Raw genomic sequence first — 11,996 nt, 5'->3', positions numbered from 1 at the left:
CAGGCGCGCCCTGGTCTTGTAACCCGGCCCGGCGCAGCCGTGCGGGCCGTGACCTACACCGGAGGATGCAGATCGTGACAACCCAACGCTCATCGAGGCGCAGGATCGCCGCGTCGGCCGTCGCGGTCGCGGCCCTCCTGTCCACCGCAGCGTGCGGTGGCGGCGGCAGTGACAGCGAGGGCGACGGCAAGGCGCCCGGATTCAACGCGGCCAGGGGCAAGATGGCCAACGCGTCCGACAAGAAGGGCGGGACGCTGAAGTTCATCGGCACCCAGGACGCCGACTCCTGGGACCCGACGCGGGGCTACTACGGCTTCGCCTGGGACTTCATGCGCTACTACACGCGCCAGCTCATCACCTACAAGCCGGTTCCCGGCAAGGACAGCCTGGAACTGGTCCCGGACCTGGCGAAGTCCACCGCCAAGATCTCCGAAGACGGCAAGACCTACCGCTACGAACTGCGTGACGACGCTACCTGGGAGGACGGCAAGCCCGTCACCTCCAAGGACATCAAGTACGGCATCGAGCGGCAGTGGGCTCAGGACGTGCTCTCCGGCGGTCCCGTCTACATCAAGGACACACTCGACCCGGACGGCAAGTACAAGGGCCCTTACAAGGACAAGTCCAAGGACAAGCTCGGCCTGGAAGCCATCGAGACACCGAGCGACACGGAGATCGTCTTCAAGTTGCCCAAGCGCAACGGTGACTTCGAGCAGATGCTGGCCATGCCGTCGTCCTCGCCGGTGCGACAGGACAAGGACACCAAGTCCAAGTACGGCCTGAAGCCCTTCTCCAACGGCCCCTACAAGTTCGAGTCGTACACGCCGAACAAGAAGCTGACGCTCGTCCGCAACCCCGAGTGGAAGAAGTCCTCGGACAACATCCGCAAGGCCCTCCCGGACAAGATCACGGTCACCCTGCTGACCAACGCCGACGAGATGGACAAGCGCCTCATCAACGGCGACTACGACCTGGACATCAACGCCACCGGCCTCGAGGCCGCGGGACGTCAGACGGCGCTGAAGGAGCACAAGGGCAACATCGACAACCCGGCCACCGGGTTCATCCGTTACGCGGTCTTCCCGCAGACGGTGAAGCCGTTCGACAACATCCACTGCCGCAAGGCGATGATCTACGGCTCGGATCACAAGTCGATCCAGAACGCCCGCGGCGGCCCGCTGGCCGGCGGCGACATCGGCACCAACATGCTGCCGTCGTCCGTGCCGGGGTCCGACCTGAAGTACGACCCGTACGGCATCGCCAAGAACGACGGCGCGGCCGACGTGGCCAAGGCCAAGGCCGAGCTGAAGAAGTGCGGGAAGCCGAACGGCTTCAAGACCACCATCGCGGTTCGCAACAACAAGCAGGTCGAGGTCGCATCCGCGGAGGCCATGCAGGCGTCGCTGAAGAAGATCGGCATCGACGCCGAGGTCGATGAGTACGACGGCGCGCAGACCGCCGGCATCATCGGCAACCCTGACGTGGTCAAGAAGAAGAGCTACGGGATCATCATCATGGGCTGGGGTGCGGACTTCCCCTCCGGCCAGGGCTTCGGCCTGCCGCTGTGGGGCAGCAAGTACATCCTGCCCAACGGCAACAACAACTTCGCCATGATCGATGAACCGAAGATCGACAAGATGTTCACCGACGCGATCGCCGAACTCGACCCCGACAAGGCCGCGCAGAAGTACGCGGACATCAACGCCGAGGTCATGAAGGGTGCTTACTACCTGCCCTTCACGTTCGAGAAGAACATCATCTGGCGCTCCAGCAGGCTGACGAACACCTACACGGCCGACTCGTACAACGGCCGGTACGACTACGCCTCGCTCGGCGTCAAGTGATCCGTCCGAACCCGCCGGCGCACCCGCCGCCAGTCACGAAGGGCAGGTGAGGGCCGCAGTGGTGGCCCGGTGAACTCTCCGACGACCTCGGAGGGTTCACTGGGCCCCGCGGGCCGGTAGCAGTGCTCACATATCTCATCAGGCGGCTCTTCGCCGTCGTCGTGATGCTCGTCGTCGTCGTGCTGGCGGTGTTCGGCATCTTCTTCCTGATCCCGAAGTGGACCGGGGTGGACCCCGCCACGATGTTCGCCGGCAAGCAGTCCGACGCGCAGGCGCTGGAGGGCATCAGGCAGAAGCTCGGTCTGGACGACCCGATCCTCGTCCAGCTCTTCGAGTTCTTCAGGGGCATCCTCGTCGGGCGCGACTACACCAGCGCCGGCGACACGTACCACTGCGAGGCGCCCTGCTTCGGTTACTCGTTCAAGACCGAGCAGGCCATCTGGCCGATCCTCGCCGACAGGCTGCCCGTCACCCTGGGCCTCGCCGTCGGTGCCGCGATCATCTGGCTGGTCATCGGGCTGGTCGCGGGCGTCGTCTCGGCGCTGCGCCGCGGCACGCTCTGGGACCGCGTGGCCATGGGCATGGCTCTCAGCGGTGTCTCGCTGCCGATCTACTTCACCGGCCTGCTGTCGCTGGCGATCTTCTCCTACGGGCTGGGGCTGGTCAGCAACGAGTACACGCCGGCCGAGGAGAGCTTCCCCGCGTGGTTCAGCGGGATGATCCTCCCCTGGCTCACCCTGGCGTTCCTCTTCGGCGCCATGTACGCCCGGCTCACCCGCGCCACCATGCTCGAGGTGATGGGCGAGGACTACATCCGCACCGCCCGCGCCAAGGGCGTACGGGAGCCGGTCGTCATCCGCAAGCACGCAATGCGCTCCACGATGACCCCGGTCATCACCCTTCTCGGCGTCGACCTCGGAGCCCTGATGGGCGGTGCGATCCTCACCGAGACGACCTTCAGCCTGCCCGGCCTCGGCCAGGCCGTGCTGAAGGCGATCGGGGAGAAGGACCTGCCGCTGATCCTCGGCGTCACGCTCATCACCGCCTCCGCGGTGGTCGTGGCGAACCTCATCGTGGACCTGCTGTACGGCGTGATCGACCCCCGAGTGAGGCTCGCATGACGGAATCGCACACGACGGGCACCTCGGCGGTCGGTGAGCCAGTCGCCGACCGTGCCCCTGCCCGTTCCTTCCTCGAAGTGCGCGATCTGCACGTGCATTTCCCCACCCAGGACGGTCTGGTCAAGTCCGTCGACGGGCTCTCCTTCCAGCTGGAGAAGGGCAAGACGCTCGGCATCGTCGGCGAGTCCGGGTCGGGCAAGTCCGTCACCTCGCTTGGCATCATGGGCCTGCACACGGTCGGGCAGTACGGGCGTCAGAAGGCGCAGCTGTCGGGCGAGATCTGGCTCGACGGACAGGAGCTGCTGTCCGCCGACGCGGACTCGGTGCGCAGGCTGCGCGGCCGCGAGATGGCGATGATCTTCCAGGATCCGCTCTCCGCGCTCCACCCGTACTTCACCATCGGCAGCCAGATCGTCGAGGCGTACCGCGTCCACCACGACGTGGACAAGAAGACGGCCCGCAAGCGTGCCGTCGAACTCCTCGACCGGGTCGGCATCCCCCAGCCCGACCAGCGTGTCAACAGCTACCCGCACGAGTTCTCCGGCGGCATGCGGCAGCGCGCGATGATCGCGATGTCGCTGGTGAACAACCCCGACCTGCTGATCGCCGACGAGCCGACGACCGCGCTGGACGTCACCGTGCAGGCGCAGATCCTCGACCTGATCCGCGACCTGCAGAAGGAGTTCGGCTCCGCGGTCATCATCATCACGCACGACCTGGGGGTCGTCGCCGAGCTCGCCGACGACATCCTCGTGATGTACGGGGGCCGCTGCGTCGAGTACGGCACCGCCGAGCAGGTCTTCTACCAGCCGCAGCACCCCTACACCTGGGGGCTGCTCGGCTCGATGCCGCGCATCGACCGGGCGCAGAGCGAACGGCTCATCCCCGTCAAGGGCTCACCGCCCAGCCTGATCAACATCCCGCAGGGGTGCGCTTTCAACCCGCGCTGCCCGTACGCGGATGTGCCCAAGGGCAATGTCACACGCACCGAACGGCCCGAGCTGCGGGAAGTGGGCGAGGGCCACCTGTCCGCATGCCACATGGACCGCGCGGACCGGGACCGCATCTGGAACGAAGAGATTGCCCCGAAGCTGTGAGTGAGGACGAGCAGATGACGATCCCGTCCCAGCGCGCGACGGACGCCGTGCAGACCAAGGCCGACCCCGAGCCGGGTGAGTCGCTGCTGAAGGTGAGCGGTCTGAAGAAGCACTTCCCGATCACCAAGGGCCTCCTCAAGCGGCAGGTCGGCGCGGTCAAAGCGGTCGACGGCATCGACTTCGACGTGCGGGCGGGGGAGACGCTGGGCGTCGTCGGGGAGTCGGGCTGCGGCAAGTCGACGATGGGCCGGCTGATCACGCGGCTGCTGGAGCCGACCGCGGGTGCCGTCGAGTTCGAGGGCCGGGACATCACACACCTCGGTGTGAGCGGCATGCGCCCGCTGCGGCGCGACGTCCAGATGATCTTCCAGGACCCGTACTCGTCGCTGAACCCCCGGCACACCGTCGGCGCGATCGTCAGCGCTCCCTTCAAGCTCCAGGGCGTCACGCCCGAAGGCGGCGTGAAGAAGGAGGTGCAGCGGCTGCTGGACCTGGTGGGTCTCAACCCGGAGCACTACAACCGGTACCCGCACGAGTTCTCCGGCGGGCAGCGGCAGCGCATCGGCATCGCCCGCGCCCTCGCCCTGAACCCGAAGCTCGTCGTCGCGGACGAGCCGGTCTCGGCGCTGGACGTGTCCATCCAGGCGCAGGTCATCAACCTGCTGGACGACCTCCAGGACGAGCTCGGCCTCACATACGTGATCATCGCGCACGACCTCTCGGTGATCCGCCACGTATCGGACCGGATCGCGGTGATGTACCTCGGCAAGATCGTGGAACTGACCGACCGCAGGTCGCTGTACGAGTCGCCCATGCACCCGTACACGCGGGCGCTGCTCTCCGCCGTGCCGGTGCCCGACCCGCGGCGCAAGGTGCAGGGCGGCCGCGACCGCATCCTGCTCCAGGGCGACGTGCCCTCGCCGATCAAGCCGCCGAGCGGATGCCGTTTCCACACCAGGTGCTGGAAGGCGACGCAGGTCTGCAAGACGGCCGAGCCGCCGCTGGTCTCCCTGGCCCCTGGCCACGAGGCCGCGTGCCACCACCCGGAGAACGCCCCGGACCAGCAGCCGGAGGACAGCACGCCGGTCGCCGGCTAGGGGCAGGCAGGGCGAGGCAGCCGGGGGCCGGGTTCCGCCGGACGCAGAAGGGCGGCTGCGTGAGACGCAGCCGCCCTTTGCCGTTCCGCGCCGGATCAGTACGCGGAGTTCACGTTGTCCATCGACCCGTACTTGTCGGCGGCGTAGTTGCAGGCCGCGACGATGTTCGCCACCGGGTCGGTGATCTTCTTCTTGGTGCCGTCGACGTGGTACGCGTCGAAGGTCGGCTGGATGGTCTGCAGCAGACCCTTCGAAGGCGTGCCCTTCTTGGCGTTGATGTCCCAGTCGTTCATGGCGTTCGGGTCGCCGCCGGACTCACGCATGACGTTCTTCTTGATGCCGTGGTGCGAGCCGGGGATGCCCTCCTTCTTCATGATGGAGCGGGCTTCCTTGATCCAGACGTCGACCTTCTCGTTCTTGCTCAGTCCCGCCATGGAACGCTCGGACGTCCTGTCGGCACGGACCTTCTGGGCCTTGCGGGTCTGCTCGGCCTTCTGAGCCTTCTGAGCCTTCTGAGCCTTCTGGGCCTTCTGGGCCTTCTGGGCCTTGTCGGCCTTGTCTGCCTCGGCGGCAGGCTTGGCGGCGGAGGTCTGCTTGTTGGCCTCACCCTTCACGAGGGGCTTGGCCGGTGCGTGGCTGCGCGTGTTGTCGGTGTCGTGATCGCCCGTCGCGGCCTTGGCGGCCTGGGAAGACGGATGGCCGGCCACGTTCACGGAGTGGCTCGCAACCGGCTTGGCCGGACCCTGGCCCGTGGTGGTGGCCGAGTGGGCGGACGCGGCGCCGGCGGTGAGGGTCGCGACTCCTGCGGCGGCCGCAAGGCCGACAGCGGCGGACTTCTGGGTCCTGGTCAGGCGGTTGGGGATGCGCATGGAAGAGCGAATACCTTTCGTTGGCTGCGTCGCGTATCTGCCGGATCGGCGGGGGCGCCGAGTTCGGTTCCCGGCGCGAAGCGACGCTGACATTGGTAAAGGCTCCTGAGGCCGCCGCCAAATATGTGACCTACTAAGCGGCTACGGACTGAAATGCAGGCACCTAATGGGACATCAAGGACGGAACCATCGATATGGCGCGAGGGTTGCGGCGGCATTCGAAGGTGCCCACTAAGCGGGTTCGGATGTGACCTGCGTCTTATGCGCCGCCTCACACCGAGCGGGCTCCGAATGAACCCAGCGTGGTGCGGCAATTGCATTCCGCTTTCCCGGTGTCATGCTTTGTCCCGGTTCGCCGTCCACTGGCATCGGCCCAGGTCGGAGTCGCCTGCAGCGGCTGCCGCGGCCCATGGAGCCCCGGGCGGGTCTCTCTCCGCTCCGCGCTTCCGCACGGTTGTCCCGGGCGGGTGCCGGCATGGGAAGAATGGGTCCGTGAATCAGCATCTGCTCGACCCGGCCGTGCAGCACTGGCTCGACATCGCCGGCATCTTCGTTTTCGCGATATCCGGCGCCCTCCTCGCCGTGCGCAAGAATTTCGACGTATTCGGCATGGCCGTGCTGGCGGAAGTCACCGGGCTCGGCGGCGGGCTTTTCCGTGACGTGGTGATCGGCGCCGTGCCGCCCGCCGCCTTCACGGACGCCGGGTACTTCCACGCCCCGCTGATCGCCACGGCCTTCGTCTTCTTCCTGCACCCGCACGTGGAGCGGATCAACAAGGCCATCAACGTCTTCGACGCGGCCGGGCTCGGCCTGTTCTGCGTCGTCGGCACCGTCAAGGCCCACGAATACGGGCTGGGGCTCTTCGCGTCCGCCGTGCTCGGCCTGGCCACGGCGGCCGGCGGCGGGGTGCTGCGCGACGTGCTCGCGAACGAGGTGCCGTCACTGCTGCGATGGGACCGGGACCTGTACGCCGTGCCCGCCATCATCGGTGCGACCGTGACGGCGCTCCTGCTGGACGCCGGTGCCCTCAACGCGGCGACGATGCTCGCGGCCGCCTCCCTGGCGTTCGCCGTGCGCCTGTTGGCGCTGCGCTTCGGTTGGCGCGCCCCGCGCGCCTGGCATCGGCGCTCCACGGTCGCGGACGCGGAGCCGGGAGGCTGACGAGCCTCGCCGGGCCCGGTGCGAGGGCGCCCAGGCGCGACTACCCGTGGGTAACTTCTCCGTGTACGGTGCTCACATGTCCGACACCATCTGCGAAGCCACCCTGAGCGAGTTCGACCGCGACACCTCCGTAAGGCAACGTGAGCCCGGTGTCCACGACACGCACCTCTCCCCGGGCTGGGCCATCGGCCACGCCCTCAACGGCGGGTATCTGCTGGCGACGCTCGGCCGGGCCCTCGGCGAGACACTGCCGCACTCCGATCCGTTCACGATCACTGCGCACTACCTGTCGGCCACCACTCACGGGCCCGCCGTCATCCGCAGCGAGGTCGTGCGCAGCGGCCGCACCCTCTCCACCGGCACGGCCGGCCTCTTCCAGACCGCTGCCGACGGCCGCGAGGTGGAGCGCATCCGCGTCCTCGCCTCCTACGGGGACCTGGACACGGTCACCGACGACATCCGTACCAGCGCCGAGCCGCCCGCGATACCTCCCCGCGGGCAGTGCTTCAGCGCCCAGGACAACCCGGCGGGCCCGGACGCCGGGCCAGAGATGGGCAAGCGCCTCGACCTGCGGCTCGACCCCGCCACGTGCGGCTGGGCGGTCGGAGCGCCGAGCGGCCGCGGCGAGATGCGTGCCTGGTTCGGGCTGGCCGACGGACGGGACCCGGACCCGCTGTCGGTGCTCATGGCCGTGGACGCTCTGCCCCCGACCGCGTTCGAGCTGGGACTGAGCGGCTGGGTGCCCACGGTCGAGCTCACCGTCCACGTCCGGGCCCGCCCGGCGCCGGGGCCGCTGCGTGTCTCCGTCACGACCGTCAACCTCGCCGGGGGCTTTCTGGAGGAGGACGCGGAGGTCTGGGACAGCGCGGACCGCCTCGTCGCGCAGTCCCGGCAGCTCGCGCGGGCGAAGGTGGGACAGGCGGCGAAGCCGGGACCGATCCGCTGACCGCCGGATCGCCCGGGATCAGGGAGACCGCCGCCCCGTCACGGGCCGCGGTCCTTCGTGCGAGGCCGGCGGCCGCCCGGTCCGGGGCGGTCGTGTCCCGACCGGCCGGGTGGCCGAATGCAGCCTCGCCCCGCCGAAGGGCTCGGACAATGTCATGGAGCACCGACTACCGGCCGGTGACCGAGCCCTGTCGGAGACCCCATGCTGCGGATGCACTTCACAGCCGACGACATCGCGCGTGTCCGCGTCGCCGCCACCCCCGACCACCTCTGGGAGATCACCAACAGCTTCCAGGCGCTGATCAGCGGGGACGACACACCGGCGTTCGGTGACTGGCGGGCCTGCTGGTGAGCGTGCGCCGCAGCAGGCACGTGCTGCACACCATCACCCCTGCCGGACTCGCCCTCCTCGACCGTCCGTTGAGCGCGCCGCTCGACGTTTAAGCCCCAGCTTCGACGTCTGGCGCGAGCGCGGCGGACGAGGCGAGTCTGAAGGAACGGATCGGGCCCGCACTCGACCGTCGGGCCCGGCGTTCCGTCTCACAGGGGGAATCCACGGAATGCGCCGTCGCTCCCGGCGAAGGCAGCACCTCCTACGACTGGACGCCCGTCTGGTCGGTCCGCAACTGCTGACGCGTCACCGGCCGGAGCCGGCCGGGCAGGGCACCCGCCGGTGTCCTGCCCGGCCTCGGTCCCGCTGCCGGTGAGGACCGTGCCGCCGCCCCGCGGGGGAGGGCGGCGGCACGGGCGGGGCACCGGCTCTCGAGAGCTCTCAGGGCGGCGACGTTTCCGACGCCGGTGCCGCCGGCAACTCCAGCCGCCGCGAGGAGGGAGCCGTGGGCAGCTGGGGCGCGCCGGCAGCCGGCGCGTGCGGGGCGGGGGCGTTCGCCTGCGGGGTGAAGAACCACCTCAACCTCGGCTCCAGAACGAACCGCAGCGCCCGTCGCACCGGCGCCGTGCACAGCAGGGTCATGAGCCCCGCCGCGATGACCGTGATCGCGAAGCGGTCGAGCGGATGCTGCGCACCCTCGTCCTCGAACCAGCCCAGTTCCTTGGCGTACTGGAGCGGATACACGTGCAGAACGTACGCGCAGAGCGTCCCGGCGCCCAAGGACGTGAACCACATGCGCCTGCGCGGCACCCAGGACAGGAAACACACCGTCATCACCAGCGCACAGCCGAACGCCGTGAGCGTCATCACCGCGCCCAGCCATGACGGGAGTCCCAGGCTCTGCGCGTCCTTGTCGTGCAGGAACGGGGCCGCGGATATGTACGGAACGGCCGCGTACGACACCGCCAGCGCGCCCGCGGTGACCGGCACGGCGAGGATCCGCACGAAGCGGTGCCGCACGAACTCGAAGTGCCGGGGCCGCAACCGGAGTCCCAGCACGAAGAACGGCAGGAACTGCGCCACGCGCATCATCTCCAGGTCGTCGCCGACGCTCGGCGTCACACCGGCGGCGACCGCGACGGCCAGCGAGACCGGCAGCGGCCACCGCAGAGCCCTCCACAGAGGGGTCGTCAGCCGCCACAGGCACAGCGCGACCAGGAACCAGAGGGCGAACCCCGGCTCCTGGTAGGCGAATTCACGCTCCGGTTCGTCCCCGGCCCACCGCATGAAGAACGTGAAGAGCGTCTGGAAGACGAGATAGGGGACGACGATCCCCGTCAGCAGCCGGCGGACTTGCCGTGGCCGGTACTCGAAACCGCGGGAGAGGTAGCCGGAGATGATGACGAACGCGGGCATGTGGAACGTGTAGAGCAGGTAGTACAGAGCCGCGGTCGGCCGGCTGCCGACCGTCAGCGGCGCCCACGCGTGCCCGACGGCGACGAGCACGATGGTCAGATACTTGGCGTTGTCGAGATACGGGTCGCGGTGCGGCCCGTCCTGCTCTCCCGCCTGCTTCTTCGCCACCCGGGCGGAGCGGTCCGCCCCGTCCCTGCAGCCCGTCCGGTCAGTACGGCCCGCCCCGCCCGTACGGTCCCCGCCGTCGGCGCGGTCCGGAACTTCCGGCAACTCGCGGGAAGCGGCGGCGGGTTCAGTACGCAGCGGGGGAAGCGGCGCGCGCTCGGGACCGGCCTGCAGCATCTGCCGCACGCTAGGAGCGACAGCCTGCGCACGGAGTTTTTCTGTACGATGCAGCGATTTCGCGCAGCGGACGGGGGAGTTGCGGTTACCTTCTGCCTTCTGCGACGGGCGATCCCGCTCGTGCCGTGGGCGCGGTCCGCTGCTCCCTCCGCGTCGCTACCCGGCCGTCACGTGCAGGAAGTCCACGAGCGCGGCGGTCAGTTCGGCCGGTGCATCCTCCTGCACCAGGTGACCGGCGCCCTCGACGAACCGGAGCCCGGCACCGGGGATCAGGTCCGCCAGCCGGTGCGCGCGGTCGACGGGAATCCAGGTGTCGGCGGTGCCCCAGCAGACGAGCACGCGCGGCCGGATCTCGCCGTAGCGTCCCTCGATCTCGTCCGTGAAGCGCTGGTCGTTCTGCCGGATCTGCCGGTAGAACGCGCCCTGGCCGGACTCGCCCACCCACGGTGCAACCAGCCCGTCCAGCACACGCTGAGGCAGTCCGTGCGCACTCGCCGAGCGGATGTACTCACGCACCAGCGCCTCGTGCAGCGCGGGCGGCAACTGCCCGAAGACCTCCGCCTGTTCGCCCAGCAGCCGGTAGGCCGGTGACCCCCAGGGTGCCAGCGCCACCGGGTCGACGAGTGCGAGACGCTCGTACTCGGCGCCGTGCAGCAGATGCGCGCGCAGAGCGACGCAGCCGCCGAAGTCGTGGGCCAGCACCGCCGGAAGGTGTGCGCCGCCGGCCCCGAGGCCCCAGTGGCCGAGCAGCTCGGTGAAGATCAGGCCCTGCGCGGCGAGCGACACGTCCTGGCCCTCGTACTTCGCGGAGGTCCCGTAGCCCGGCATGTCCCACACGTGGACGCGGTACGTCTGCGCCAGGGCACGGGCGACGGCACGCCACGTGAACGACGACCACGGCGTGCCGTGCAGAAGTACGACGGGAGGCCCGTCCGCGGGGCCGAGCTGGCCCCACCGGACGGTGCCCGAGGAGCTCTCGTACGTGTGGTCCAGGGCGGCCGCCCAGTCACCTGCCTCATCCGCGATGCTTTTCGTCATCCGCCCAGTCTCCGTACGGCGGGGCGCGCACGCACGGCATTTGCGGACCGCTGTGACGGCTGGGGCCGGCCGGCCGCCGGTGGCTGTGACGTTCGGTGACCGGCGTGATTCGCAGGGTGGTTGCCCGCCGCCCCCGCCGCCCCGGGGCAGGTGCGCCCGGTCATGAATCACGGGCGCTCATCCGGATACCCGGCACATCGGAAATACAGGGCCGGCCGAGAGAAAGCGAGACGGTTGTGACCTACGCAGTGAAGAGCACGCTCCCGGACGACGACCTGAAGACCGTTGGTGAAGCCCTGCAGGGCGAACTCGTGGACCTGGTGGATCTCTCCCTCGTCGCGAAGCAGATCCACTGGAACGTGATCGGGCCCCGCTTCCGGTCCATCCACCTGCAGCTCGACGACGTGGTCTCCACCGCGCGTTCGTACTCGGACACCGTGGCGGAAAGGGCGTCCGCGCTCGGTCTGCCGCCGGACGGCCGTTCCTCGACGGTTGCGGCCACGAGCGCGATAGAGCGGGTGAAGGAAGGCTGGCAGAAGGACACCGACGCGGTACGGACGATGGTCCAGGCGCTCGAGGCGTCCATCGCCGGTGCCCGCGAGCGCATGCATTCGGTGAGCGAACCGGACCCCGTGACCGAGGACATCTTCATACAGCTCACCGCCGATCTCGAGAAGCACCGCTGGATGTTCCAGGCCGAGAACGGCAGTTGAGCCCGGGGTCGAGCCCCGGGAG

General features: G+C 69.0%; 11 protein-coding genes. 8 read left to right on the top strand and 3 right to left on the bottom strand.

What is annotated here, in order from left to right; genetic code table 11:
- Window positions 1–74: 74 nt before the first annotated feature.
- From EV375_RS11150 to EV375_RS11135, 4 genes are all read left to right on the top strand, one after another.
- Complete coding sequence (locus EV375_RS11150) at window positions 75–1,844, top strand: ABC transporter substrate-binding protein (protein ID WP_130299302.1); 1,770 nt, start codon at window positions 75–77, stop codon at window positions 1,842–1,844.
- 122 nt (window positions 1,845–1,966) lie between these two features.
- Entirely contained in the window at window positions 1,967–2,965 is a 999-nt protein-coding gene (locus EV375_RS11145) for an ABC transporter permease (protein ID WP_130299301.1), read from the top strand.
- The gene (locus tag EV375_RS11140) at window positions 2,962–4,062 is read left to right on the top strand and encodes an ABC transporter ATP-binding protein (protein WP_130299300.1); all 1,101 of its coding nucleotides are present in this window, start codon (window positions 2,962–2,964) and stop codon (window positions 4,060–4,062) included. Before EV375_RS11145 ends, EV375_RS11140 begins: the two co-directional genes overlap by 4 nt.
- A gap of 14 nt (window positions 4,063–4,076) precedes the next feature.
- Complete coding sequence (locus tag EV375_RS11135; RefSeq protein WP_130299299.1) at window positions 4,077–5,159, top strand: dipeptide ABC transporter ATP-binding protein; 1,083 nt, start codon at window positions 4,077–4,079, stop codon at window positions 5,157–5,159.
- A 95-nt stretch (window positions 5,160–5,254) separates the two neighbouring features.
- Here EV375_RS11135 and EV375_RS11130 read toward each other — a convergent pair whose 3' ends face one another.
- The gene (locus EV375_RS11130) at window positions 5,255–6,028 is read right to left on the bottom strand and encodes a transglycosylase SLT domain-containing protein (protein ID WP_130299298.1); all 774 of its coding nucleotides are present in this window, start codon (window positions 6,026–6,028) and stop codon (window positions 5,255–5,257) included.
- Between the two features lie 492 nt (window positions 6,029–6,520).
- Here EV375_RS11130 and EV375_RS11125 point away from each other — a divergent pair, with 492 nt between their 5' ends.
- From EV375_RS11125 to EV375_RS11115, 3 genes are all read left to right on the top strand, one after another.
- Complete coding sequence (locus EV375_RS11125; RefSeq protein ID WP_130299297.1) at window positions 6,521–7,189, top strand: trimeric intracellular cation channel family protein; 669 nt, start codon at window positions 6,521–6,523, stop codon at window positions 7,187–7,189.
- Between the two features lie 76 nt (window positions 7,190–7,265).
- Entirely contained in the window at window positions 7,266–8,135 is an 870-nt protein-coding gene (locus EV375_RS11120; RefSeq protein ID WP_130299296.1) for a thioesterase family protein, read from the top strand.
- A 201-nt stretch (window positions 8,136–8,336) separates the two neighbouring features.
- Window positions 8,337–8,486, top strand: coding sequence for a hypothetical protein (locus EV375_RS11115; protein ID WP_486588412.1), 150 nt, complete (start codon window positions 8,337–8,339; stop codon window positions 8,484–8,486).
- Between the two features lie 420 nt (window positions 8,487–8,906).
- Here EV375_RS11115 and EV375_RS11110 read toward each other — a convergent pair whose 3' ends face one another.
- Complete coding sequence (locus EV375_RS11110; protein WP_130299295.1) at window positions 8,907–10,223, bottom strand: acyltransferase family protein; 1,317 nt, start codon at window positions 10,221–10,223, stop codon at window positions 8,907–8,909.
- Window positions 10,224–10,379: 156 nt separating this feature from the next.
- Complete coding sequence (locus EV375_RS11105; protein ID WP_130299294.1) at window positions 10,380–11,261, bottom strand: alpha/beta fold hydrolase; 882 nt, start codon at window positions 11,259–11,261, stop codon at window positions 10,380–10,382.
- 236 nt (window positions 11,262–11,497) lie between these two features.
- Between EV375_RS11105 and EV375_RS11100 the strand changes: the two genes are divergently transcribed.
- On the top strand, window positions 11,498–11,974 hold the full coding sequence (locus tag EV375_RS11100; RefSeq protein ID WP_130299293.1) for a Dps family protein: 477 nt from the start codon (window positions 11,498–11,500) through the stop codon (window positions 11,972–11,974).
- The last annotated feature ends 22 nt before the right edge of the window (window positions 11,975–11,996 follow it).

It is taken from the genome of Streptomyces sp. CNZ301, assembly GCF_004217425.1.
The sequence above is the reverse complement of the archived record's forward strand: the minus strand, read 5'-3'. Positions and strand labels throughout refer to the sequence as shown.